The organism is Pseudomonas sp. B21-031 (assembly GCF_024748985.1).
In the GTDB taxonomy this organism is placed as follows: domain Bacteria; phylum Pseudomonadota; class Gammaproteobacteria; order Pseudomonadales; family Pseudomonadaceae; genus Aquipseudomonas; species Aquipseudomonas kermanshahensis.
In genome coordinates this window covers 5,522,239-5,547,611 of record NZ_CP087181.1, presented here as the reverse complement: position 1 = coordinate 5,547,611, position 25,373 = coordinate 5,522,239, and the positions used below count along the sequence as shown (strand labels likewise).

General features: G+C 63.6%; 20 protein-coding genes and 1 pseudogene. 8 read left to right on the top strand and 13 right to left on the bottom strand.

The annotated features are described in order from the left end of the window. Nucleotides 1-57: 57 nt before the first annotated feature. Complete coding sequence (locus LOY53_RS24770) at nt 58-5,622, bottom strand: dermonecrotic toxin domain-containing protein (protein ID WP_258703390.1); 5,565 nt, start codon at nt 5,620-5,622, stop codon at nt 58-60. 206 nt (nt 5,623-5,828) lie between these two features. Here LOY53_RS24770 and pip point away from each other — a divergent pair, with 206 nt between their 5' ends. From pip to LOY53_RS24735, 7 genes are all read left to right on the top strand, one after another. After that, nucleotides 5,829-6,800 (top strand): prolyl aminopeptidase, encoded by a 972-nt coding sequence (gene pip, locus LOY53_RS24765; protein ID WP_099455566.1) that lies wholly within the window; start codon nt 5,829-5,831, stop codon nt 6,798-6,800. Then, the gene (dtd, locus tag LOY53_RS24760; RefSeq protein ID WP_186677192.1) at nt 6,797-7,234 is read left to right on the top strand and encodes a D-aminoacyl-tRNA deacylase; all 438 of its coding nucleotides are present in this window, start codon (nt 6,797-6,799) and stop codon (nt 7,232-7,234) included. The genes pip and dtd overlap by 4 nt, the downstream gene beginning before the upstream one ends. Nucleotides 7,235-7,496: 262 nt before the next feature. Continuing rightward, nucleotides 7,497-9,221: a glucan biosynthesis protein G gene (locus LOY53_RS24755; protein ID WP_309475936.1), complete on the top strand. Its 1,725-nt coding sequence runs from the start codon at nt 7,497-7,499 to the stop codon at nt 9,219-9,221. Continuing rightward, nucleotides 9,214-11,787 (top strand): glucans biosynthesis glucosyltransferase MdoH, encoded by a 2,574-nt coding sequence (gene mdoH, locus LOY53_RS24750; protein ID WP_252826078.1) that lies wholly within the window; start codon nt 9,214-9,216, stop codon nt 11,785-11,787. The genes LOY53_RS24755 and mdoH overlap by 8 nt, the downstream gene beginning before the upstream one ends. 271 nt (nt 11,788-12,058) lie before the next feature. After that, the gene (locus LOY53_RS24745) at nt 12,059-12,856 is read left to right on the top strand and encodes a transporter substrate-binding domain-containing protein (protein WP_099455914.1); all 798 of its coding nucleotides are present in this window, start codon (nt 12,059-12,061) and stop codon (nt 12,854-12,856) included. A gap of 78 nt (nt 12,857-12,934) precedes the next feature. Beyond that, nucleotides 12,935-13,897 carry an amino acid ABC transporter permease gene (locus LOY53_RS24740; RefSeq protein ID WP_027592406.1) on the top strand — a complete coding sequence of 321 codons (963 nt, stop codon included), beginning with the start codon at nt 12,935-12,937 and terminating at the stop codon, nt 13,895-13,897. Beyond that, on the top strand, nt 13,890-14,624 hold the full coding sequence (locus LOY53_RS24735; RefSeq protein WP_027592407.1) for an amino acid ABC transporter ATP-binding protein: 735 nt from the start codon (nt 13,890-13,892) through the stop codon (nt 14,622-14,624). The genes LOY53_RS24740 and LOY53_RS24735 overlap by 8 nt, the downstream gene beginning before the upstream one ends. A 129-nt stretch (nt 14,625-14,753) precedes the next feature. On the opposite strand, the gene LOY53_RS24730 is transcribed toward LOY53_RS24735, so the two are convergent. The 12 genes and pseudogenes from LOY53_RS24730 to ubiE all read right to left on the bottom strand — a co-directional run bounded on the left by LOY53_RS24730 (nt 14,754) and on the right by ubiE (nt 24,971). Then, nucleotides 14,754-16,697 (bottom strand): methyl-accepting chemotaxis protein, encoded by a 1,944-nt coding sequence (locus LOY53_RS24730; protein WP_252826077.1) that lies wholly within the window; start codon nt 16,695-16,697, stop codon nt 14,754-14,756. A 263-nt stretch (nt 16,698-16,960) separates the two neighbouring features. Further along, nucleotides 16,961-17,674 carry a methyl-accepting chemotaxis protein gene (locus LOY53_RS26980; protein WP_408981384.1) on the bottom strand — a complete coding sequence of 238 codons (714 nt, stop codon included), beginning with the start codon at nt 17,672-17,674 and terminating at the stop codon, nt 16,961-16,963. 141 nt (nt 17,675-17,815) lie between these two features. Continuing rightward, nucleotides 17,816-18,877, bottom strand: a pseudogene (locus tag LOY53_RS26975) (methyl-accepting chemotaxis protein); the annotation flags it as partial. A gap of 102 nt (nt 18,878-18,979) precedes the next feature. Further along, the gene (locus LOY53_RS24720) at nt 18,980-19,687 is read right to left on the bottom strand and encodes a 16S rRNA (uracil(1498)-N(3))-methyltransferase (protein WP_252826073.1); all 708 of its coding nucleotides are present in this window, start codon (nt 19,685-19,687) and stop codon (nt 18,980-18,982) included. Then, nucleotides 19,684-20,472: a twin-arginine translocase subunit TatC gene (tatC, locus tag LOY53_RS24715; protein ID WP_027592411.1), complete on the bottom strand. Its 789-nt coding sequence runs from the start codon at nt 20,470-20,472 to the stop codon at nt 19,684-19,686. Before tatC ends, LOY53_RS24720 begins: the two co-directional genes overlap by 4 nt. Continuing rightward, nucleotides 20,469-20,855: a Sec-independent protein translocase protein TatB gene (gene tatB, locus LOY53_RS24710; protein ID WP_027592412.1), complete on the bottom strand. Its 387-nt coding sequence runs from the start codon at nt 20,853-20,855 to the stop codon at nt 20,469-20,471. Before tatB ends, tatC begins: the two co-directional genes overlap by 4 nt. A gap of 3 nt (nt 20,856-20,858) precedes the next feature. Further along, nucleotides 20,859-21,134 carry a twin-arginine translocase TatA/TatE family subunit gene (locus LOY53_RS24705; RefSeq protein WP_258703387.1) on the bottom strand — a complete coding sequence of 92 codons (276 nt, stop codon included), beginning with the start codon at nt 21,132-21,134 and terminating at the stop codon, nt 20,859-20,861. 25 nt (nt 21,135-21,159) lie between these two features. Next, complete coding sequence (locus LOY53_RS24700) at nt 21,160-21,495, bottom strand: phosphoribosyl-ATP diphosphatase (RefSeq protein ID WP_099430647.1); 336 nt, start codon at nt 21,493-21,495, stop codon at nt 21,160-21,162. 1 nt (nt 21,496) lies between these two features. Further along, nucleotides 21,497-21,889, bottom strand: a complete 393-nt coding sequence (hisI, locus tag LOY53_RS24695; RefSeq protein ID WP_027592414.1) for a phosphoribosyl-AMP cyclohydrolase — start codon at nt 21,887-21,889, stop codon at nt 21,497-21,499. A gap of 72 nt (nt 21,890-21,961) precedes the next feature. Then, nucleotides 21,962-23,581, bottom strand: coding sequence for a ubiquinone biosynthesis regulatory protein kinase UbiB (gene ubiB / locus LOY53_RS24690; RefSeq protein ID WP_027592415.1), 1,620 nt, complete (start codon nt 23,579-23,581; stop codon nt 21,962-21,964). Then, nucleotides 23,578-24,201, bottom strand: a complete 624-nt coding sequence (locus tag LOY53_RS24685) for an SCP2 domain-containing protein (protein WP_099455558.1) — start codon at nt 24,199-24,201, stop codon at nt 23,578-23,580. Before LOY53_RS24685 ends, ubiB begins: the two co-directional genes overlap by 4 nt. Beyond that, nucleotides 24,201-24,971: a bifunctional demethylmenaquinone methyltransferase/2-methoxy-6-polyprenyl-1,4-benzoquinol methylase UbiE gene (ubiE, locus tag LOY53_RS24680; RefSeq protein WP_012312396.1), complete on the bottom strand. Its 771-nt coding sequence runs from the start codon at nt 24,969-24,971 to the stop codon at nt 24,201-24,203. The genes LOY53_RS24685 and ubiE overlap by 1 nt, the downstream gene beginning before the upstream one ends. 124 nt (nt 24,972-25,095) lie before the next feature. Here ubiE and LOY53_RS24675 point away from each other — a divergent pair, with 124 nt between their 5' ends. Next, nucleotides 25,096-25,371 (top strand): polyhydroxyalkanoic acid system family protein, encoded by a 276-nt coding sequence (locus LOY53_RS24675; RefSeq protein ID WP_027592417.1) that lies wholly within the window; start codon nt 25,096-25,098, stop codon nt 25,369-25,371. Nucleotides 25,372-25,373 lie beyond the last annotated feature (2 nt).

The following is a 25,373-nucleotide window of genomic DNA, read 5'->3' as shown; positions in this document are numbered from 1 at the left end:
TTCGGGGGCTTATCGCCAAGTGGTAGTTAGTTACCTGCGGCGGTTGCCAGGTGGGGGCTACTCAGTCGAGGAACGTGGCCTGCGGTCTGGGTTGGCGAACGCGGTGAGTTCGCGGATCAGGCGTGCCTCGCGCGCTTGCTTGCTTCGCTCCAGAGCCGTGAATTCCTCGGTAAGGGTATCGAGGGGCCTGTCCGGAAACTGATCCGGCAGGTCCGCTACCTGAGCCTGGTAGCTTTGCTCGATTTCAGCAAAGCGACCGGCGTAGGCCTGGCGCAAATGTTGGACCCACCGAGCGTTGGCGGCCGCAAAATTCAGGAAATCCTCGCCAAGCTCGCCGCGCTGGACCTGCAGCTCGGCATGCGCCAACTCATCGATGCTGGCGCTGATTGCGTAACGCAGGGTGTCTTCGGGTTGGCCCAGGTCAAGCGGGGTATTCAGCTCGCGTCGGTAGGTGAGGCGCACCTCTGCTTCATCCCGGCGGGCAGTCTCGCTCTTGGCGATCTCATCCAGTGCCTGCAGGCGATACAAACGGCGCAGTTCCCGATAGAGGTTGCCTTCGGTATCTGCCGCATCGAACTGCAAACGCTGGTTGGCGATATACAGCTCGATATTCTGGAACACCAGCAAGGCGCCGTCGTGGCAAGTCTGGTCGCCGTTTTCCTGCAGCAGTGCCTCATTGGCCTGATGGTTGAACAGCGCAAGGTCGTCCGGGTTGACCACAGCACTCACCAGCACCTTGCGCACCCGCGCGCAGAACGCCACACGGCTCTTGCCATTCTGGTAAGGGGCGGCATTGCGCAGGCGGCCTACCAGCGCCAGAAGGTTCCCGGCATTGCCCGAAGCCTGGAGGGCGTCCCAGCAATCTCTCAGGGCCTCGTTTTCGACGTCCGAGGCGAGCAGCCAGTCCTGCAGGCTGGGGGCATCGGCAGCCGGGTCTAGGAAGGGTAAGTGGAAGTGGCCGGCCATCGCGCCTTCTGTCGAGGATTCGCTCATGCTGTCTGACAGGTCGATGCCAAAGGTAAAGCTGTGCTGGCTATCCGAGGACGCACGAGCGCGCATGACGGCTTCGTCGCTCAGCGGGTTGCTGAACAGCAAGATCGAGCTGATGGGGAAGTTGTTGTCGAGGTTGGCCAGGATGTGCGCAGGCAATTCGGTGAGGCGGTTCTCGCTGAGGTCCAACAGCTCCAACGGCAGCAGGCTGTCCACCCAGCTCGGCCATTGGTCCAGGGCCATGGCGTTCAGGTCGAGGCGGCGTAGCGTTTGCAGCGTTGCCGGTGCCTGTGTGATCAGCCCCATGCGGTTGCCAGTGAGGTCCAACGAATTGAGCGTGGGCAGGCGCCCCAGCGTATTGATCACCTGCTGGTCGATCACCAGGCCAGCGTTGCGCAAGGCAATGTCAGTCAGCCCGGGCAGGCGCAGCAGGGCCGAAGGCAGTGTCTGCTCTGCCTCCTGGTAAGCATCGACAGACAGGCGCGTCACCCGCGGGAACTGGCGGAACAGCCCGTCGAGCTGGGCGGTAGAGCCGCTTACCCGCTCAAGGGCAAGGTTATGCACCTGTTCGGTGAAAAATGCCGGCAACAGCCTGGGGAAATGCTCGAGCGCAATGTCGTTCAGGCGCAGGGCTGCCCGCGTCAGCCCGATCTCCTGGTAATGCCAGAACTCGTTCAACGCCGTTGCCACACGGGTCCGGGTGGCCATCACGGCCTGGCTGACCGGCGCGTTTGAGCTGGAGGCGTTCACGTAGTCGTCGATGATAGTGCGTAACTGCTGGCGACGTTGCAGCTGCAGGGCCAGGCGGGCGCTGAAGGCTTCGCTGCGGTCCACCTCGAAGCGGGAGGCGCGGCCATCTTCGCTCATCATCACGCGCAGCAGGTCGTCCTCGAACAGGGCATTGCCCTGCAGTGAGAGCACGGCGTGATCGGCGAGGTGGATTCGGTTGTCCAGCAGGAAGCGTGGCAGCATCGTGATCTGATTATTGCGCAGCCCAATGCGACGTATTTGGGTCACGGCGTTGAACCCCACCCCCTCTGGCCAGTGGTCCAACGCCAGGTTGTCCAGGCCCAGGTAGTCGAGTGACAGTTCGTTGAAACGCGGCGGATACTGCTCGGACAAGCGGTTGCCGCTCAGGTCCAGCCGGCGCAAGTGAGTGAGCCCGGCCAGGCTATCGATGTCGGTCGAGGACAGCGAGAGGTTCTGATGGGTCAGGTTCAGCGATTCGAGCGCGGGCAGGTGCTGGGCAATCACCGGCAGGCTGAACTGAAACGGCGAAGGCAAGGCCTCAGGCCGGTAGGCGCGGCTGATCTCCAGCGACCGCAGGTTTGCGAACTGTCGCAGCAGGCCATTGAGGTGGGGGGCGTGGTGGCTCCAGCCGGCAAAGTGTTCGGGGGCTGTTTCGATTAGTTGTAGGTCAGTGACGTTGGCCGTGAAGAATTCCGGCAGGTTGAGCGGGAAATTTTCCAGCGACAGGCGTTCCAGGCGAAGGGGCGGCGCGATGTCGTTGGCTGTGAGGAGGGCGCGTTCGTACCAATGCTGAGCGACTGCATTCAACACCCGCTCTAAATCATCCGGGGCCTGACGAGGCGTCAGCGCCGCTATCTGTCGCCAGTCGTCCAGCCGGCTGTGCAGCTCATCGCGTTGTTCCAGCAAGGTGTTGAGCCTGTCTTCGATCTCGGCGCGGGTGAGGGCACTGTGCTCCAGCGCGGTGAGAATCTGCTCGGCAGGCCGGGGGTTGGGGGCGTGTTGGCCTATCTGCCTGATCGAACTCAGCAAGGTGTGCCGTGAAATGCTCGCGGCGCGGGGGCGCATGCCGCCGAGGGGGTAGCCCAGCCGACCATCGGCCAGGCGCAGTGGCGAGCGGAAGCCTGGGCGCACGGCTTGCATGCCGAGCACCTTGCGCAGGGCCGAACGTGGCATGGGCGGCGCTTGTTGAACCAAGTGCCTGAGGCCTTGCTCATCGACGATACCCAGCGTTTCGCGTTGAGCGGCAGTCAGAACCTCGAACAGTGCGCCGTACAGGGCGTTGTGCGCGACAACCCGTGCATCCGGGTGGTCATTGCCCAGCACGATATAGCCTGCTCTGGCGCTGACGATCGTGGTTCGGCCTGGCCCGTCCGGCGGCCCGAGACGCGTGAGCTGGATAGGTGAGTGCTGGCGCTGTTCAAGCACGAGGCTGATATCGGCTGGCCAGCCGGGCAGTTGCCCGAGCATCTGCACGACCAGTTGATCGGAGTCCCAGTTGCGCAGGCTCTGCAGATACACCCCTTCATACGCACGCGTAAGCCGGACGTTCGCCTGATAAAGGTGGATCTCTTGCCCAATGCGCAGGGGCACTCGCCCGGCTACTAACTGTTGCAGCTCAAGCGGGTTGGCGTTGCGCAACAACTCCTGGGTGATGGCGTTGGGAAGCTGTGGATAAACGTGCTGGATCACACTGGCGCCAGGGGCCTGGGGGGCAGGTAGCTGGCGATAGCGGGCCTCGAACTCGGCACCTGGCAGGCCGGGCTCAGCGTCCGCAGGCAATTGCCCGATCTGCTGGTCCAGGTTGAAGCGGGCCAAGGTATCTTCCAGCAGCGCGGGCAGGCGTTGGTTTTCAGTCAGCGACCGGCGCAAGACCGCTTCATCGATGCCGCAGGCCTGCAGGATTCGTGTTGCTGTTGCGTCATCGAACGCCGCAGAAAGGTGCCCGGCCCGCCGGAACAGCGCCATGCCTTGCCACGTCAGGGGCCTGTCCAGCTCGTGCAGCCAGGCGCCGGCGCCGTTGTGCTGCAAGGCAGGTGTGTAGGCCTGGGGCCTGCGCGGGTGTTCGATCCGGTAGGCATTGCTCGGCGGGGTTTGCTTCACGGTATACAGCTGGCCCTCGAGCATCAGCCAACGCTTGCCAGCATGGGTATACAGCCCGGTTTCATCCGGCTCAAGGCCCGCGGGCAAGGGCGTATCGTGGGCGAAGGGGGCAAGGTCGGGCTTCCACAATCGGGTATCGCCGTTCGGCAAATCGACTTCTTCAAGTTCCTCGATGTAAGAAGGGGTATCCACTTCGGGGATTTCAAGCACGGGGGCCTCTGGCTTACCTGCCAGCACAGCACCGATCCCTTCCTTCACGACATAGCCCGCCGCCGCCCAGGCAGCCAGGGTGGCGGTGTTTTCCATCACATCGATCAGGTAGCGGTGGGCTTGCTCCCTGTCGTCGTTGCTCCAGCTTTCGATACCCTCATAGACTTCGTAACCCAGCTGCGCGATGCACACTGCGAGCATCGCTTCGCCAAGGCCGGGGACGAAAAAACCGGCGATGTTCAGCGTGGTCAGTACTTTCCCGGCGATGGCCTCTCGGTGACGCTTGGCAGACAGCAGGTCGACAGCCCAGGTGGGGACGGCCTGGAAGAGGGCGTCCTTTTCATGACGGGCCACCTTTTGTGTCACCAGGGTTCCTAGAAACGAGTACCTGGCCTTGTGTGGTACGGGTTCGAGCGTTGCCTGTGGGGCTGCGACCCGCTCATGCAGGCCGCGGGTGCTCCAGCCCATGGGGGTCAACCGGTCCTGAAGCTTTTGCTGGATCGACGGTTTGTCCCGGGCCGCCAGGCAGTTGTCCAGGTAATGGATGTCCAGTTGGAGCGCGTCGCGCAGCGCGGCTTCCAGTGCGTCGAAAGAGGCGTATTCCTTCAGCGGGGTGTGCGGGTCGTCGGGGTTGTACAGTGCGACCCTGGCGTTTTGTGAGCTACTGTCGGGCTGCAACTGCAGCACTGCCATGCCGACCATTTCGACCTCCCACAATGTCAGCAGGCTGAACGTGAGTGGGCTGCCGGTGTGCGGCAGAGGCACATCCAGCGGGGCGGCCAGTGCCGCGTCATAAAGGGCCTGGCTGATATGCCCCTGCAACCAGGCACTGTGCAGGCTTTGCCTGAACGCGGATCGCTCGGCACGGGCGAGTGTTTCGTACACCTGCAGGGCCGCCTCATGGGGCCCTTGGTCGCCGGTCGGCGCGGGGTAGTAAATGTCATAGACCTGCTGGTGATAGCGCCCGCCGATGTCCAAGGTACGGCACAGTTCGGCGAACGCGTGGGCGGGAATCGCCACGGTATTGGTCAAGGGCACGGTGCCCATGAAGCGCCGGTGGTCCAGCACCACCGACTTTTTCAGCAAGGCCTGCGGCGCATCCATGCCATCCGCTGCGCACGCGTCAGCATCAAAATTGTGCAATGCCCATTGCAGGAGCGACCGGGTTGCCCGGTCGACGGCTTGTCGGGCATCGATTGCGTGTTCGGTCTGGATCAGCCTGGCATCGACCAGGTAGGTGCTGGACACCTCAACATCCAGGTCGAAGCGTGCCTTGATGGCCTGCGTGAGTTGCTCGCTGGCAAAGGCGTGCAGGTCTGGCAGCGAGGCGAACAGCGCCTGGACCTGCGCCGCGTGGCTGCGGTGCAGGGCATGTTCTTGAGCCAGCGCGCGTGCGATGTCTGGTTGATCCTGCAGCGCTGCTGCAAACCACGGCGGTACCTTGCCCTGCACGTCGCGTAGCGACTGGTACACCTCGCTGGAGGCAGCCTTCAGCCATGGCGGGGTGGCGTGGCCTATCCGTGCGGCGTGCAAAGGCGGGTTGCTCGAGGGGGTAGGGGAAGACGGGTTCATACAAGAGCCTCCAAGCTTGGGTGGGCTCGCAAGTATGTTCAGCAGGCCGGGGCCACTGAGGTAGTTATGTGTTTTTGCCGGGCTGACGGGCGCCGCCATCCGCCTCGTAGGCCTGATCGGGTGAAGGATGGCAACAGGACATGCTCAAAGCGCAATTCAGGTTTATGATGCCCAACGGCAGACTTAATCCTCACACGGAGTGCGCAATGCAGACCCTCTACCCGCAGATCAAACCCTACGCCCGGCACGATCTGGCCGTGGAAGCGCCGCATGTGCTGTATGTCGACGAAAGTGGCTCGCCGGAAGGTTTGCCCGTGGTATTCATCCACGGTGGCCCGGGCGCCGGTTGCGACGCGCAGAGCCGTTGCTACTTCGACCCCAACCTGTACCGCATCATCACCTTCGATCAGCGCGGCTGTGGCCGCTCCACGCCCCACGCGAGCCTGGAGAACAACACCACCTGGCACCTGGTCGAAGACCTGGAACGCATTCGCAAGCACCTGGGCATCGACAAGTGGGTGCTGTTTGGCGGCTCGTGGGGCTCGACCCTGGCCCTGGCCTACGCCCAGACCCACCCCGAGCGGGTGCATGGCCTGATCCTGCGCGGCATCTTCCTGTGCCGCCCGCAGGAAATCGAATGGTTCTATCAGGAAGGCGCCAGCCGCCTGTTCCCCGATTACTGGCAGGACTACATTGCGCCGATCCCGCCAGAAGAGCGTGGCGACCTGGTCAAGGCCTTCCACAAGCGCCTGACCGGCAACGACCAGATCGCCCAGATGCACGCCGCCAAGGCCTGGTCCACCTGGGAGGGCCGTACGGCCACGCTGCGCCCCAACCCGTTGGTGGTCGACCGCTTCTCTGAGCCGCAGCGGGCGCTGTCGATTGCCCGCATCGAATGCCACTATTTCATGAACAATGCGTTTCTCAAGCCGGACCAGCTGATCCGCGACATGCCCAAGATCGCCCACCTGCCGGCGGTGATCGTGCACGGCCGTTACGACGTGATCTGCCCGCTGGACAACGCCTGGGCGCTGCACCAGGCCTGGCCCAACAGTGAGCTGAAAGTCATTCGCGATGCCGGCCATGCGGCCTCCGAGCCCGGCATCACCGATGCCCTGGTGCGCGCCGCCGACCAGATGGCCCGGCGTTTGCTCGACCTGCCCCTGGAAGAAGCATGAAGGGGCTGTTGCAACGCGTGCGTGGCGCGCGGGTAGAGGTGGCCGGCGAGATCGTCGGCGCCGTCGACCAGGGCCTGCTGGTGCTGGTGGCCGTCGAACCTGAAGATACCCGGGAACATGCCGATAAGCTGTTGCACAAGCTGCTTAACTATCGTGTGTTCAGCGACGAGCAGGGCAAGATGAACCTGTCGCTCAAGGATGTCGGGGGCGGTTTGCTGCTGGTGTCGCAGTTCACCTTGGCGGCGGACACGCGCAGCGGCATGCGCCCGGGCTTCTCGACGGCGGCACCGCCTGCCCTCGGTGCCGAGTTGTTCGACTATCTTTTAGCGCAAGCGAAGGGCCAGCACGCCGAGGTGGCCAGTGGGCGCTTCGGTGCGGACATGCAGGTGCACCTGGTCAATGATGGCCCTGTAACATTTATGTTACAAATATGAGGTCAAAAACCCCTTGTTTGTAGGAGAACAAGGGGTTTTGTACGATAAATAGTTAGTCCAGCCTGATGCGTTGTCACGCGACCTGCTGGATAATCGCGCGCTGCATGGACCTGCGTTCGCAGGTTCGTTTCACTCTGACTCGAGCATTGTCTGGATCCGTTTGGGGAATCATTACGCCCTCACGGGGTCCGAACAGTGCTCGCCAACCCGGCATTAGTCGCTGGCCGTTGGTTTCATGATCTGTTTTCGGCGAGGGTTGCTCGTGATTGTTAGTCCCCATAAAGCATCAAGAATCCCCGGCATTCGGCTACGTAAGGCCCTGATGGCCAGTGTGGCACTGGTCGGCCTGATGAACGCGGGCCAGCTGTGGGCATTCAATCTTGACGATGTTGCAGCCAAGGCAAAGGATCTGGCCGGCCAGAAGTACGAAGCACCGAAGAGCAATCTGCCTGCGGTGTTCCGCGACATGAAGTTCGCCGACTACCAGAAGATTCACTTCCTGCAGGAAAAGGCAGAGTGGTCCAAGGACAAGACCCCCTTCAAGCTGTCGTTCTACCACCAGGGCATGCACTTCGACACCCCGGTGAAAATCAACGAAGTCACCGCCACCAAGGTCGAAGAAATCAAGTACGACCCGAGCCGCTTCGAGTTCGGTGACGTGCCGCACGACCCGGAAACCACCAAGAACCTGGGCTATGCCGGTTTCCGCGTGCTTTACCCGATCAACAAGGCTGACAAGCAGGACGAGATCATGACCCTGCTTGGCGCCAGCTATTTCCGCGTGGTCGGCAAGGGCCATGTGTACGGCCTGTCGGCCCGTGGCCTGGCCATCGACACCGCGCTGCCGTCGGGCGAGGAGTTCCCGCGGTTCACCGAGTTCTGGGTCGAGAAGCCGAAGGCTACCGACAAGCACTTGGTGATCTACGCCCTGCTGGACTCGCCGCGCTCCACCGGTGCCTACAAGCTGACCCTGCGTCCGGGCAGCGACACCGTGGTCGACGTCAAGTCGCGGGTCTACCTGCGTGACCACGTCAGCCGCCTGGGCATCGCGCCGCTCACCAGCATGTACCTGTTTGGCCCTAACCAGCCTTCCCGGGTCATGAACTACCGCCCGGCCTTGCACGACTCCGAAGGCCTGTCGATCCATGCCGGCAACGGCGAGTGGCTGTGGCGCCCGCTGAACAACCCGAAACACCTGGCCGTGAGCAACTTCAGCGTCGAGAACCCGCGTGGTTTCGGCCTGATGCAGCGTCATCGCGACTTCAAGGACTATGAAGACCTCGATGACAACTACCAGAAGCGCCCAAGCGCCTGGATCGAGCCAAAAGGTGACTGGGGCAAGGGCACCGTCGACCTGGTCGAGATCCCGACTGCCGACGAGACCAACGACAACATCGTGGCCTTCTGGAGCCCGGAGACCCTGCCGGAGCCAGGCAAGCCGTTCGAGTACGACTACCGGCTGCACTGGACCATCCAGGAAGCCCAGTTCCAGGCCCAGGACCTGGCCTCGGTCACCCAGACCCTGCGTTCCACGGGCGACGTCAAACAGTCCAACCTGATCCGTCAGCCTGACGGCAGCGTGGCGTTCATCGTCGACTTCGCCGGTGCCAACCTGGCTGCCCTGCCGGAAGACGCCGCGGTACGTAGCCAGGTCAGCGTCGGCGACAACGCCGAAGTGGTCGAGAACAACCTGCGCTATAACCCAGAGAGCAAAGGCTGGCGCCTGACCCTGCGGTTGAAGGTCAAGGAAGCCAACAAATCGACGGAAATGCGCGCTGCGCTGGTGCGCGACGTGCCTGTCGAGCCTGCCAAGCCTGCTGCCAAGGACGCCAAGCAGGACAGGGCCGCTGCCAAGCATGCCAAGGCCGAGAAAGACGCCAAGGCCGAACAACCTGCCGCCGATGCGGCGTCCACCAACGGTACCCCGGCCACCACCGAAAAAGTGCTGACCGAGACCTGGACCTATCAGTTGCCTGCCGATGAGTAACTCAAGCGCAAGGCCAGAATCGCTTGGCGAATACCTGGCCCACCTCCCACTGAGCGATGAGCAGCGCGCGGAACTCGCCAGCTGCACCTCGTTCAGTGAGCTGCACCAACGCCTGGCGGCCAACCCGGCCGCCAACGCCGCCGAGGCCGTGCAGGCTTCGGTGGGCCCGCGGTTGACCGTGGGCAGCGCCGCCGAACTCGAAGACGCCGAAATGCTCGGCGTCGACGGCAGCGGCCGGCTGTGCCTGAAAATCGCGCCGCCGATCAAGCGCACCCGTGTCGTGCCCGAGCCTTGGCGCACCAACGTGCTGATCCGCATGTGGCGCCGCATGACCGGGCGCACCAACGCGCCGCAGCCAGAGCAGCGTGAGCTGCCCAAGGCTCGCTGGCGCACGGTTGGCTCGATCCGCCGTTATATCCTGCTGACCCTGATGATCGGCCAGACCATCGTCGCCGGCTGGTACATGAAGGGCATCCTGCCGTACCAGGGCTGGTCGTTCGTCGACCTCGACGAGGTGGTCAACCAGCCGCTGTGGGATACCGTCGTGCAGGTCTGGCCGTATGCCTTGCAGACGTCTATCCTGATTCTCTTCGGCATCCTGTTCTGCTGGGTGTCGGCGGGCTTCTGGACCGCGTTGATGGGCTTCCTCGAGCTGCTCACCGGGCGCGACAAGTACCGCATTTCCGGCAGCAGTGCCGGCAATGAGCCGATCGCACCCGAGGCACGTACCGCGCTGGTCATGCCGATTTGCAACGAAGATGTGCCGCGCGTGTTCGCCGGCCTGCGGGCAACGTTCGAATCGGTGGCCGCCAGCGGCAACCTCGACCGTTTCGACTTCTTCGTGCTCAGCGACACCAACGACACCGACATTGCCGTGGCCGAGCAACAGGCCTGGCTGGACGTGTGCCGCGAGACCAAAGGCTTTGGCCGCATCTTCTACCGCCGCCGTCGGCGCCGGGTGAAGCGCAAGAGCGGCAACCTCGACGACTTCTGCCGTCGCTGGGGTGGCGAGTACAAGTACATGGTCGTGCTCGACGCCGACAGCGTCATGAGCGGCGAGTGCCTGAGCAGCCTGGTGCGCCTGATGGAGGCCAACCCGGACGCCGGCATCATCCAGACCGCGCCCAAGGCGTCGGGCATGGACACCCTGTATGCGCGCATGCAGCAGTTCGCCACCCGCGTGTATGGCCCGCTGTTCACCGCCGGCCTGCACTTCTGGCAGCTGGGCGAGTCGCACTACTGGGGCCACAACGCGATCATCCGCATGAAGCCGTTTATCGAGCACTGCGCTTTGGCGCCGTTGCCGGGCAAGGGCGCGTTCGCCGGTGCGATCCTCTCCCACGACTTCGTCGAAGCCGCGTTGATGCGCCGTGCCGGTTGGGGCGTGTGGATTGCCTACGACCTGCCGGGCAGTTACGAAGAGCTGCCGCCGAACCTGCTCGACGAGCTCAAGCGCGACCGCCGCTGGTGCCACGGCAACTTGATGAACTTCCGCCTGTTCCTGGTCAAGGGCATGCACCCGGTGCACCGTGCGGTGTTCCTCACCGGCGTGATGTCGTACCTGTCGGCGCCGTTGTGGTTCTTCTTCCTGGTGCTGTCGACGGCGCTGCTGGCGACCAACACCTTGATGGAGCCGCAGTATTTCATCGAGCCGTACCAGCTTTACCCGCTGTGGCCGCAATGGCACCCGGAGAAGGCCGTCGCGCTGTTCTCCACCACCATCGTGCTGCTGTTCCTGCCCAAGCTGCTCAGCATCATCCTGATCTGGGCCAAGGGCGCAGTCGAGTTTGGCGGGCGCATCAAGGTCACCCTGTCGATGCTGATGGAGATGCTGTTCTCCATGCTGCTGGCGCCGGTGCGCATGATCTTCCACACCCGCTTCGTGCTGGCCGCGTTCCTCGGCTGGGCCGCGACCTGGAACTCGCCGCAGCGTGACGACGACTCCACGCCGTGGAGCGAAGCCGTGCGCCGCCATGGTCCGCAAACCCTGCTGGGCTTTGCCTGGGCAGCGCTGGTGGCCTGGCTGAACCCGAGCTTCCTGTGGTGGCTGGCGCCGATCGTGGGTTCGCTGGTGCTGTCGATCCCGGTGTCGGTGATTTCCAGCCGTACCCGCCTGGGCCTGGCGGCCAAGGACGAGAAGCTGTTCCTGATCCCTGAGGAATACGCCACGCCGCAAGAGCTGCTGGCAACCGACCAGTACACCCACGAGAACCGCTGGCATGCCCTGCATGACGGCTTCGTGCGGGCAGTGGTCGACCCACGGCAGAACGCCCTGGCCTGCGCCATGGCGACGGCTCGCCATGGCCAGGCAGCGCCGATCGAAGCGCTGCGTGCCGAGCGTGTGGCCAAGGCGCTGGAAGTGGGCCCGCAAGGGCTCGACCTTAGCACCCGCCTGGCTTTGCTCAGCGACCCGGTTGCCTTGTCGCGCCTGCATGAGCAGGTCTGGGCCGGGCACAACGCGGCGTGGATCGATGTGTGGCGTGCGTCGATCGACAACGACCCACATTCGCCGTTGTTGCCGTTGCATCCGGAGAATGAAGGCCAACCGGCACTCGTCGGCGCCTGATAGACCCCGGGGCCGCTTTGCGGCCCATTCGCGGCACAAGGCCGCTCCTACAGAGGCATGCATATCCTGTAGGAGCGGCCTTGTGCCGCGAACGAGGGCGCAGCCCTCGCCAGCAATATCCCCCTCTACTCGATTTTGGCCAACAAAGTCCCCCCAGCTCTAGGTCCCCGGGCCGCCATGCGTTAGCATCCCTCTCCGATAGAACGCTTCGGCCGTACGGCCGTGCCAACAATAAGATTTGCTTCTTTTCTTGCTAGGGGACTTGGTGATGATCAAGAAATACCTTTCGCGACTGCTGGTCGGTGTCACCGCCCTGGTCGCGGTCTCGGCAGCCCAGGCTGGCGCCATCGAAGACGCGGTCAAGCGCGGCACCCTGAAAGTGGGCATGGACCCTACCTACATGCCGTTCCAGATGACCAACAAGCGTGGCGAGATCATCGGCTTCGAAGTCGATATCCTCAAGGCCATGGCCAAGTCCATGGGCGTCAAGCTGGAGACAGTCTCCACCGCCTATGACGGCATCATCCCAGCCCTGCTGACCGACAAGTTCGACATGATCGGCAGCGGCATGACCCTGACCCAGGAACGCAACCTGCGCCTGAACTTCAGCGAACCCTTCATCGTGGTCGGCCAGACCCTGCTGATCCGCAAGGAGCTGGCAGGCGAGATCAAGACCTACAAAGACCTGAACAACGAGAAGTACCGCATCACCTCCAAGCTCGGCACCACCGGCGAGATGGTTTCCAAGAAGCTGATCGGCAAAGCCAAGTACCACGGCTATGACAACGAGCAGGAAGCGGTGATGGACGTGGTCAACGGCAAGGCCGATGCCTTCGTCTACGATGCCCCGTACAACGTGGTGGCGGTGGAAAAGGCCGGCGCTGGCAAGCTGCTGTTCCTCGAAGAACCCTTCACCTACGAGCCACTGGCGTTCGGCCTGAAGAAGGGCGACTACGACAGCATCAACTTCATCAACAACTTCCTGCACCAGATCAAGCATGACGGGACCTACGATCGTATCCACGACAAGTGGTTCAAGAACAAGGACTGGCTGAAGGAAATGGAATAAGGCCCAGGCCACAAGCCCAGCCTTTGACCCCAACGCGCAGGCAAACCCTGCGCGTTCGCATTTACGGAAGTACCCCACGTGATCAAACACAAAAAAGCCCAGTGGCCCTGGCACGCGCTGACCGCGCTGGTGTTGGTGGGCCTGGCGGTCAGCCTGTACCTGGCCACCTCGATGATGTCTTACGAGTGGCGCTGGAACCGCGTACCGCAATATTTTGCCTACCAGGCCGAAGAAGCCCAGCGCGCGGCCGGCTATGGCACCGTGCAGGACATCGTCGTTTCCGGTGACACTGCCCGCGTAACGCTGAAAGAAGAAGGGGGCGCCGAGCAGGTGCTCGACGTCGACAGCAACAGCCTGCTGCTGAGCCGTGGCGATGATGTTGCTGAGGGCGACCAGATCGGCGTGACCCGCCACTGGGCGGCCGGCCCGTTGGCGTGGGGGCTGTGGACCACGTTGTGGCTGTCGGTGGTGTCCGGTGCCCTGGGCCTGGTGATTGGCCTGTTCGCGGGCCTGTGCCGGCTGTCGAACAACCCGACCCTGCGTGACCTGTCGACCGTCTACGTCGAACTGGTGCGCGGCACACCACTGCTGGTACAGATCTTCATCTTCTACTTCTTCATCGGCACTGTGCTCAACCTGTCCCGCGAGTTCGCCGGGGTGGCTGCGTTGGCGCTGTTCACCGGCGCCTATGTCGCCGAGATCGTGCGTGCCGGCGTGCAGTCGATTGCCCGCGGCCAGAACGAGGCGGCCCGCTCGCTGGGCTTGAACGCCAGCCAGTCGATGCGCCACGTGATCCTGCCCCAGGCCTTCAAGCGTGTGCTGCCGCCCTTGGCCGGCCAGTTCATCAGCCTGGTCAAGGACACCTCGCTGGTGTCGGTGATCGCCATCACCGAACTGACCAAGAGTGGCCGCGAGGCCATCACCACCTCGTTCTCGACGTTCGAGATCTGGTTCTGCGTGGCAGGCCTGTACCTGCTGATCAACCTGCCGCTGTCGCATTTGGCCAGCCGGCTCGAGCGGAGGCTTGCGCAAAGTGATTGAAGTCCGTGATCTGGTAAAAGTCTTCGACACCCGCGGCCACGTCGTGCGTGCGGTGGACAACGTCACCACGCGCGTGGCCAAGGCCGAAGTGGTGGTGGTGCTTGGCCCCTCGGGGTCGGGCAAGTCGACCTTCCTGCGCTGCCTCAACGGCCTGGAGCATTTCGACGAAGGCGTTGTCGCCATCGACGGCTTGCAACTGGCCGACCCGAAGACCGACATCAACGCCTACCGCCGCGAAGTCGGCATGGTGTTCCAGCATTTCAACCTGTTCCCGCACATGACCGTGCTGGAAAACCTGTGCTTGGCGCAAAAAGTCGTGCGCAAGCGCGGCAAGGCCGAGCGCGAGGCCAAGGCCCGTGCGCTGCTGGAAAAAGTAGGTATTTCGCAGAAAGCCAACGAGTACCCGTCGCGCCTCTCTGGCGGCCAGCAGCAGCGGGTGGCGATCGCCCGCGCCTTGGCGATGGAGCCGAAGGTGATGCTGTTCGACGAGCCTACCTCGGCGCTCGACCCGGAAATGGTCGGTGAAGTGCTGGACGTGATGAAGACCCTGGCCCAGGAAGGCATGACCATGGTCTGCGTCACCCACGAAATGGGCTTTGCCCGCGAAGTGGCGGACCGGGTGCTGTTCTTCGACCATGGCAAGTTGCTGGAAGATGCCTCGCCGGCGCAGTTCTTCGATGCACCGAAGGACCCGCGGGCGCAGGCGTTTCTGCGTCAGGTGCTGTAACGACCGCCCTGTAGGAGCAGCCTTGTGCTGCGAAGAGGCCGGTAAGCGCTGCGAAGATCACGGGTAGTCTACCGGCCTCTTCGCAGCACAAGGCTGCTCCTACAGGGAGGCGCATGAACACAAGCAGTTTTAAAGGCTGAACCGCCCTACCATCCCCCGCAACTGCCGCCCCAACTGCTCCAGCTCCCCGCTCGAAGCCGCTGTCTGTTCACTGGCCGCGCTGGTCTGGTCCGACACATCGCGCACATTCAGCACACTGCGGTTGATCTGCTCGGCCACCACGCTCTGTTCTTCACTGGCCGTGGCGATCTGCTGGTTCATGCCCTGGATACTCGACACCGTGTCGGTGATCTGCCCCAGCGCATGCCCGGCCTTGCGGCTCAGCTCCACGCTCTGCTCGGTCAGGCTTTTGCTGCTGTCCAGTAAACGGTTCACTTCGTCAGTACCGTTGTGCAGGCTGTCGATCAGCTGCCCAATCTCTTCGGTTGCCGTAGAGGTGCGCTGGGCCAAACCCCGCACCTCATCGGCCACCACGGCAAAGCCACGCCCGGCTTCACCGGCCCTTGCCGCTTCGATCGCCGCGTTCAAGGCAAGCAGGTTGGTCTGTTCGGACACCGATTTGATCACGTCTAGGATGCTGCCAATCCGTTGGCTCTCGCCCGCCAGGTGCTGCATGGCCGCCAGGCAATGGTCCATCTGCCCGGCCAGTTGCTCGATGCGGCCGATGGCTTCGGCCACCACCTGATCGCCCATCTGCGCCTGCTGGTCGGCGTTGGTCGCGGCCATGGAGGCCTGCTCGGCATTTTGCGCGACTTCCTGCACGGTCGCGCTCATCTGGTTCATGGCGGTGGCCACCTGGTCGGTTTCTTCGCGTTGCTGGCTGATGCGCAGCTTGGTGTCTTCGCTGCTGGCCGCCAGCTGTGAGGCCGCCTGCGACAGGTGGCCGACGCCCTGGTCGATGCCGCCGATCAGCTCGCGCAGGCTCAAGGTCATGTCGCGCATGCTGGACTGCAACTGGCCCATCTCGTCGCGGCGCAGTACCGGCTCGACCTGGCTCAGGTCGCCCTTGGCGATACGGGCGGCCAAGGTCAGCGTCTGGCGCAGCGGTTGGGTGATCTGCAAGGTGATCAGCCAGGCGGCGAGCACGCCGACCAGCAGCGCCAGTACGGCCACGCTGGTCAGCAACGAGCGGGCGGCCAGGGCCTCGCTGTCGCGTTGTTCGACTTTGCGCTCGCCCAGTTCCACGCTGACGGCGCTGAGCTCATCGCCCATCTTTTCCATGTTGCCTTGCAACTGCTCGACCCGTATAGCGACGCTGCGGTACTGGTCCAGGCTGGCGCGGTAGTTGGCCAGTTCGGTGCCGGGTTGTTCGGTCAATGTGCGCGACAGGCCCAAGGGCGCAAGGTCCTTGAGTAACTGCCCCAGGCTGGTGTCGGCGGCATTCAGGGCGGCATCACCGACCTTGGCGAAGTCTTCGACGGGCGAGAAGGTATAGGCCGGCACCAGGCTCTGCTGGTTGGCAACGTCGACGTGACGGCTAAGGGTGTCCATCAGGCCCAGTATGCCGCTTTGCCGGCTATCGTCGGGCATCTTCAGCAGGGCCTGGGTCTGCAGCTCATCAATGACGTCGTTGAGTTTCTGTTCCTGTGCCTGCATCGCGTCGCGCCGCGCTTGGCGTTGGCCGACCAGGCGTTGCAGTTCAGTGAAGTCGTCGCGCACACGCTGCAGCAGCTGCAGTTTCTGGGTGAGCATCTGGCGTGAATCATCGACGTTGCTGCGCTGCTGCAGGGTAGTCAGCATGCCTTCCAGCTGATCAAGGATGCGCACGATACGCGACTTGCTGGCGTCATCACTGAGCACGCGGTAGGTGATGCGCTCTGCGCGAAGGTCTTTGACCAGGTCGTTGATCAGGCCGATTTCGCTGAGTTGTTCCGAACGGCTGATGGCGCCATCCAGCGCGCGCCAACCGCTGAGGGTGGTGGCCAGGGTAAGCAGCAAGACCACGGCGAAGCCGAGGGCGAGCTTGGCGCCGACACCGATGTTGCCGAGCCTGCGGTTAAGGTAACCGAGCATGGTGATTCTCCGTCCATTTGAGAGAGGTCGTGCAGGCACAATGCCGGCATGACACTCCTGCCCATCGGCAGCGGAGGCGTAGGACTTGACCTGAAAATCAGGTAGGAAATTTCGCTGTAACTGGTAGGAAGGCTCTGCCTGTACCGGCCTCTTCGCGGGTAAACCCGCTCCCACAGGCTTTGCGCTGGCTTTGAGGGTAGCGCTGTACCTGTGGGAGCGGGTTCACCCGCGAAGAGGCCGGCACACGCGCCGAAAACCGCTGATCAGAGCTGGAAGCGTCCCACCAGCCCTTGCAGGTGCGTACCCAACCGCGCCAACTCGACACTGGAACTGGCCGTCTCTTCACTGGCCGCCGACGTCTGGTCAGAGATGTCCCGCACATTCATCACGCTGCGGTTGATCTCCTCGGCCACGGCCGTCTGTTCCTCTGCCGCCGTGGCAATTTGCTGGTTCATTGCCTGGATCGACGACACCGTCCGGGTGATGGTCTCCAGCGAGCCGCCCGCGCGGCGGGTCAGTTCGACGCTGCTGTCGGTCAGCTGGCGGCTATTGTCCATCACGCTGGCCACGCGCTGGGTGCCGCTTTGCAGGCCGGCAATCAACTCTTCGATTTCTTCGGTCGATTGTTGCGTGCGCTGGGCCAGGCTGCGCACTTCGTCGGCCACCACGGCAAAGCCCCGCCCGGCTTCACCTGCGCGTGCCGCTTCGATTGCCGCGTTAAGGGCCAGTAAGTTGGTCTGCTGGGCCACCGACTTGATCACATCGAGGACGCTGCCGATCTTGTCGCTCTCGGCCTTGAGCTGGTTCATCGCTTCGCTGGAGTTGGCCACTTCGCAGGCCAGGCGTTCGATCTGCGCCACCGCTTCACCTACCACCCGGTCGCCCTCGCGGGCCTGCTGGTCGGCCATCAGGGCCGCTTCCGAGGCCTGCTCGGCGCTACGCGCCACCTCGTGCACGGTGGCGGTCATTTGGTTCATGGCCGTCGCCACCTGGTCGGTTTCGACCTTCTGGTTGTTCACCCCAGCGCTGGTCTGCTCGGTGACCGCCGACAGCTCTTCGGCAGCGCTGGCGATCTGTGTGACGCCGTCGCCGATGCCGCCGATCAGTTCGCGCAAGCCTTGGGTCATGCGCTGCATGCTGGCCTGCAGCTGGCCCAGCTCGTCGCGGCGCTGCACCTGCAGGTCTTGGCTCAGGTCGCCATTGGCCACGCGCTCGGCAGCACTCAGGGTCTGGCGCAGCGGGATGATGATCTGCCGGGTGATCGCCCAGGCCGCCAGCAGGCCCAGGGCCAAGGCCAAGGCGGTGGCGGCGGCGAGCAGGGTTTTGGCCTGGGTAGCGCCAGCGTCGCGCACTGCAGTTTGCGACGTGGTCATCGCCTGGCTGGCTTGCAGCAACACCGTGCCTTGGTCAGCCATGTGTTGCAGCGCTTGCTCGCTGGCCGTCTGCGCGTTGCTGAACTGGTTGACCGCATCACGGTAGCCGGCCATGGCGGTAGCGGCGTCGTCGAGGCTGGCGGCATGCTCTGCGGGCACCTTGGCGGGCAGTGCCTTGAGTTCGGCCAGGGCTGCGTCGATGGCCTTCAGTGCGGTCTGCTGAAACTCGGCGTTGCCGCTGTAGGTGTAACCGCGGACCTGGAAGCGCGCCTGTTGCAGCAGTGCGCTCACCTCGACCGCATGCTGGTACTGCGCGATGTCGCCCCCTCTCAGCAGGCCCTGCTGCACGCGGCCGACCAGCTCGACGGCCTTGTCGGCACTGTCGCCGAGCACACTACGGCTGGCCTCGCGGCGCTGGCCGGCCTGCTTCAGGTCGTTGAACGCTTGTTGGTAAATGCGCACCGCCTCGCGTTGTTGTTCGAGGTGCTGACGGTCGGCAGGGTGGTCGATCTGGCCCAGCATCAACGTCACCTGGTGATCGAGGTTGGCCAGGGCCTTTTCCAGCTCGGCGACAGCGGCGTCATCCCGGTTGCGCTGGTAATGCTGGCGCGCGATGCGCAGTTCCTGGGTGTACTGCTGGATCACCGAAATATTGCCCAGCTTGTCACCGCGGTCGATGACGCTGTCCAGGCCGTGCCAGCCGGTCAGGGTAATGGCCAGGGTCAGGAGCAATACCAGGCCAAAGCCCAGCCCTAGCTTGCGATTGACGCTTACGTTCCCCAGCGAGTGGGCTAACCATCGGTACATGTTCGACTCTCCGGTAACTTGGCAGCACGGATAATTATTGTGTTGCCAAGGCATCGGCCTGGGAGAGAGAAACTTGATGGGGGGAAAAGACTGACTGATGCGTCAGAAAATGCGCGACAGCAGCGCGGTGACGGCAGTCTCCACGCGCAAAATGCGCTCGCCCAGTTGCACCGGGGCAAGGCCAGCCTTGCCCAGCAGCTCGACTTCGTAGGGGATCCAGCCGCCTTCGGGGCCAATGGCCAGGGTAACCGTTTGATCGACGGCGCGCGGGCAGGCGGGGTAGGGGCCCGGGTGGCCCACCAGGCCCAGCGTGCCTTCGGCAATGGCGGGCAGGCGGTCTTCGACGAAAGGCTTGAAGCGCTTCTCGATGATCACCTCGGGCAGCACCGTGTCGCGTGCCTGCTCCAGGCCCAGGATGAGGTTTTCACGAATGCTGTCGGGGTTCAGAAATGGCGTTTGCCAGAAGCTCTTCTCGACCTTGTAGCTGTTCACCAGGATCAGGCGCGGTACACCCAGTGTGGCGATGGTCTGGAACAGCCGGCGCAGCATTTTTGGCCGCGGCACGGCCAGCACCAGGGTCAGCGGCAGCTTGGCGGGCGGTGGCTGGTCGAAGCCGACGTGCAGTTCTGCCTCATGGCCTTCCAGGCGCACCACGGTGGCGCGGCCCATCAAGCCGTTGACCTGGCCGACGCGCAGGCTATCGCCCACCGCGACCTTGTGGATCTCCTGCATGTGGGTGAAACGCCGGTCGGCCAGCACCACGCGGTCGGCCGCGATGAAATCGGCTTCTTCAAGTAGCAGCAGGTTCACGGCTGCGTCGCTGGTGGCTGGTCGTTGTGATCGTTGGCCGCTTCATCGTGCGCGCCGCGCTTGCGGATCAGGCTGCCACACAGCACGCCGACCTCGAACAACAGCCACATGGGCACGGCCAGCAGGGTCTGCGAGAAGATGTCTGGCGGGGTCAGGACCATGCCGACCACGAAGCAGCCGATGATCACGTAGGGACGGACCTTCTTCAGGTATTTCACGTCGACCACGCCGATCCACACCAGCAGCACCACGGCCACCGGGATCTCGAAGGCGACGCCAAAGGCGAAGAATAGGGTCATGACGAAGTCGAGGTAGCTGGCGATGTCGGTCATCATCGACACGCCCTCGGGTGTGGCGCTGGCGAAGAAGCCGAATATCAGCGGGAACACCAGGAAATAGGCGAAGGCCATGCCGGCGTAGAACAGGAAGATGCTCGACACCAGCAGCGGTATGGCGATGCGTTTTTCGTGGCGATACAGCCCAGGTGCGATAAAGCCCCAGATCTGCTGCAGGATGAACGGGATCGCCAGGAACAGCGAAACGATCATGGTCAGCTTGAACGGCGTGAGGAACGGCGAGGCCACGTCGGTGGCGATCATCGTTGCATTGGCCGGCAGGTGGTCGCGCAGCGGCGCGGACACCAAGGTGTAGATCTGCTGGGCGAAGGAGAACAACCCGGCAAAGATCAGGAAGATGACGGCGACACAGCGCAACAGGCGGGTGCGCAGTTCGGTCAGGTGCGAGACCAGCGGCATGGGCTGGTCGTGTTCCGGATTTTCGCTCATGGGGCTCGCGGCGGTTGTGGCGGTTCAGAGGGGGCGGCTGGCGCTGTCGGGGCGGCCGGCGTGGCGTCTGGCGTGGCTTCGAGCCCAGCGGGCGGCTGCACCGTGGCCGTGGTGACAGGGGGCTGCACCGGTGGCGTCTGGGGGTTGAGGATGCGCCGGGCTTGCTCTTCCATCTGCAGGATGTGCTCGTTGTGCAGCTGGCGACGGATATCGTCAGCGCCGATCTCGCGCTCGACTTCCATCTTGATGCTGTTGAAGCTGCGCTTGAGGCGGCCGATCCACAGCCCTGCCGTGCGCGCGGCGCCGGGCAAGCGCTCGGGGCCGAGCACCAGCAAGGCGACGAGGCCTACCAGCAGCAACTCACTGAAACTGATGCCGAACATGGGTCAGTCTTTCCGCTGCGGCTCTTGGACCGGCTGGGCCTGGCCTTCGATGGTGTGGCCCTGGGGCTGTTGTGCAGTGTTGTTCTGCACCGGTGGCACGGGCTGGGCAGGCGGCGGGGTCTGCTCGGCCGGCTTGTTTTCTTCGTCGTTCATGGCCTTGCGGAAGCCTTTGATCGACTCGCCAAGGTCGCTGCCGAAGTTTTTCAGCTTCTTGGTGCCGAACACCAAAACGACGACGACCAGCAGGACAATCCAATGTTTCCAGTCAAAGATACCCATGTTGCTCTCCTAAAATTCTATACAGTCAGGCGGAAGGTTGACGCGCAGCCTTCTCGTCATGCCCGGAAAGCCCGAAACGGCGCTCCAGTTCATCGAGCACGGCCTGTGGGTGTTGCCCCAACGCGCTGAGCATGACCAAGCTATGAAACCACAGGTCGGCGGTTTCATAGATGACATCGCTGTAATCCTTGCTGACAGCGGCGTCCTTGGCGGCGATGATCGTTTCGATGGACTCTTCGCCGAGCTTTTCGAGGATCTTGTTCAAGCCCTTGTGATGCAGGCTTGCCACGTAGGAGCTGTCGGGTGCCGCGTGCTTGCGTTGTTCCAGCACTTCGGCCAGGCGGTTGAGGGTGTCGCTCATGTCAGTGTCCTGCGCTATAGATGGCGTCCGGGTCCTTCAGGACCGGGTCGACGGTTTTCCACTGGCCGTCTTCGAAGACGCGGTAGAAGCAGCTTTCGCGGCCGGTATGGCAGGCGATATGGCCCAGTTGCTCGACCATCAGGATGATCACGTCGGCATCACAGTCCAGGCGCATTTCGTGCAGTTTTTGCACATGGCCGGATTCCTCGCCCTTGCGCCACAGCTTGCCACGCGAGCGCGACCAGTAAATGGCGCGTTGCTCGGCGGCGGTCAGGGCCAGGGACTCGCGGTTCATCCAGGCCATCATCAGCACGCGTCCGGTCTTGTGGTCCTGGGCAATGGCCGGTACCAGGCCATCGCTGTTCCACTTGATCTCGTCCAGCCAGTCTTTCATCGTCCACTCCAAAACGGGCCCGCTCCTGTGCCGGGCCCTTTGCGCTAGTGTGCCAGCCAGCGGGCCGGCTGGCTATTGGCGCACGATCAGGTAAAGGCCGGCGGCCAGCATCAGCCAGGCTGGCCAAGCGGCTGGGGCGGCCAGGCTGGCGGCCTCGGCGGCGCCGGCGGCCAGCACCGCGCCACCCCCGAGCAAGCCGGCGCCCAGCAGGCGCAGCGCCCAGCGGTCGCCCTGGCGGCGGCGCTCCGGCAGCTGCGGGTCGTGCAAGTGCGGTTGCGACAGGCGTTCAAGCAGGTCGCGGGTCATGCCGGCCAGGTGCGGCAGCTGCTCGGCCTGGCTGTACAGGTTGCCGACCATGGCCTTGGGGCTGTAGCGCTCGCGCATCCAGCGTTCCAGGAACGGCTTGGCGGTGCTCCACAGGTCCAGGTCCGGGTAGAGCTGACGGCCCAGGCCTTCGATGTTGAGCAAGGTCTTCTGCAGCAGCACCAGTTGAGGCTGGACTTCCATGTTGAAGCGTCGGGCAGTCTGGAACAGGCGCATTAGCACCTGGCCAAAGGAGATGTCTTTGAGCGGCTTTTCGAAGATCGGCTCGCACACGGTGCGGATCGCCGCCTCGAATTCGTTGACCTTGGTGTGCGCCGGCACCCAACCCGAATCGATGTGCAGTTGAGCAACGCGGCGGTAGTCACGCTTGAAGAAGGCAAACAGGTTGCGCGCCAGGTAATCCTGGTCTTCCGACGTGAGGCTGCCGACGATGCCGCAGTCGATGGCAATGTACTGCGGGCTCCACGGCTTGACCGTGCTGACGAAGATGTTGCCGGGGTGCATGTCGGCATGGAAGAAGCTGTCGCGGAACACCTGGGTGAAGAACACCTCCACACCCCGTTCGGCCAGCAGCTTCATGTCGGTGCGCTGGTCGGCCAGGGTCGCCATGTCAGTAACCGGCACGCCGTAGATGCGCTCCATCACCAGCACCTTGGGCCGGCACAGGTCCCAGTACACCTGGGGCACGTACATCAGCTCGGAGCCTTCGAAGTTGCGCCGCAGCTGGCTGGCGTTGGCCGCCTCGCGAAGCAGGTCGAGTTCGTCGTAGATGGTCTTTTCGTAATCGTTGACCACCTCCACCGGGTGCAGGCGGCGGGCGTCGGCAGAGACCCGCTCGGCGCCCTTGGCGATCAGGAACAACCAGGCCAGGTCTTGAGCGATCACCGGCTTGAGGCCCGGGCGGACCACCTTGACCACGACTTCTTCGCCGCTTTTCAGGCGGGCGGCGTGTACCTGGGCCACCGAGGCCGAGGCCAGTGGTTCGACGTCGAAACGGCTGAAGACCTCGCCAACCTTGGCGCCGAGCTGTTCTTCGATCAACGCCACGGCCTGTTTCGGGTCGAACGGCGGCACGCGGTCTTGCAGCCCCATCAGTTCGTCGGCGATGTCGGTGGGCAGCAGGTCGCGGCGGGTGGACAACAGCTGGCCGAACTTGATGAAAATCGGCCCCAGGTCCTGCAGCGCCAGGCGCAGGCGCGCACCGCGGCTGAGCGCGGAGGGCTTGCGCGGCAGCCAGCGCCAAGGCATCAGCAGGCGCAGGCTCATCAGCCACCAGGGCAGGGGCAGGTCGAACAACAGGTCATCGAGACGGTAGCGGATCACCACACGCTGGATGCGAAAGAGACGGCGGACGGCGAGCAGCTTCATGCGTTATCGCTGGTATCAAGGGATCGGGAGAGGCGCTGCAGGCGCGCCTCGAGGCGTTCTATATCGACCTTCAGGGCGTCGAGCTCGCTGAAGGCGGCTTCGGCTTCGCGTTTGCCCACCAGGGTGCGCGACTCTTCGGCCAGGTACTCGGAGAGGTTCTGGCTGAAACGTGTCAGGCCCTGGCGGGTCCAGCGCGCGCGCAGGCGGAGGTGGCCGGCCAGCAATGCAGTGGCCACCGGGCCGAGCCAGCGCTGCAGCTCGTGCTCCCAGTCCAGTTCGAGGTCTTGCAACACGCCGAACAGGTCGAGCAACACTGCACTGTCGCCATGCAGTTCGACCTGCGGGCTGTGCAGCACGGCGGTCTTGTCCTTGGCCAGCGCCAGTTGCGCCAGGCTGCCAGCAGGGGCGCGCAAGCTGCAGTCGACTTCGCCCTCCCAATGCGCGGCCAGCATCAGGCCGTCTTCATCGGGCAGGATGAACACCTGCAGGGCCGGCTGACGGCAATCGATCTCGATGACCTTGCCTTCGAGCGCGGCCAGCCGCGGCAGCGCCGTGCTGTCCATGCGCAGGACGCGGTTCAGGCCATGTTCGACGCTGGCGAGCAGCCCGGCCAGCAGCATCAGGGCTTGATTCCCCGGTGCACGGCGACGATACCGCTGGTCATGTTGTGGTAGGTGACGCGGTCGAAGCCGGCGTCGACCATCATGGCCTTGAGGGTTTCCTGGTCGGGGTGCATGCGGATCGATTCGGCCAGGTAGCGGTAGCTTTCCGAGTCGTTGGTGATCAGCTTGCCGGCCAGTGGCATGAAGGCGAACGAGTAGGCGTCATAGGCCTTGGACATCAGCTTGTTGGTCGGCTTGGAGAATTCCAGGATCAACAGGCGGCCACCGGGCTTGAGCACGCGCAGCATCGAGCGAATGGCTTCGTCTTTGTGGGTGACGTTGCGCAGGCCGAAGGCGATGGTCACGCAGTCGAAGTGGTTGTCCGGGAACGGCAGCTTCTCGGCGTCGGCCTGGACGAACTCGATGTTGCCGGCCACACCACGGTCGAGCAGGCGGTCACGGCCGACCTTGAGCATCGAATCGTTGATGTCGGCGAGCACTACTTGCCCGGTCGGGCCTACAAGGCGCGAGAACTTGGCGGCCAGGTCACCGGTACCGCCGGCGATGTCCAGCACGCGGTTGCCGCTGCGCACGCCTGACAGCTCGATGGTGAAGCGCTTCCACAGGCGGTGCATGCCGCCGGAAAGCACGTCGTTCATCAGGTCGTACTTGGCGGCCACGGAGTGGAACACCTCGGCGACTTTCTTCGCCTTTTGGCTCTCCGGGACGTCCTGGTAGCCAAAATGGGTGGTGGGTTCGGCGTGTTCGCCTTTGCGCTGGTCGTTCATATCGCTTCACCGGAAAAAATTACCGCCATTCTAGGGCGAACGGGCGGATTTGTCTTGGCGGGGTGTGCCAGGGGGCAGGGGCGGGCATAATGCGGATTATGTCTTCATACCCAGGATCACCCGCATGACCCAGATCAGCGTCGAACGCAAACATTCCCTCGGCCGCGAGGCTGCCCGCGCCAAGGCCGAGGCGCTGGTAGAAAAACTCAGCCGCGAATATGACCTCAAGGCCACCTGGAACGGCGACCGCGTCGACGTCGCGCGCAGCGGCGCCAACGGCAGCGTGCAGATTGGCGAAGACACCATCCGCGTCGAGCTTAAGCTCGGCATGATGCTGTCGATCATGGGCGCTAGCATCAAGAGCGAGATCGAGCGGGCGCTGGACAAGGCCCTGGCCTGACA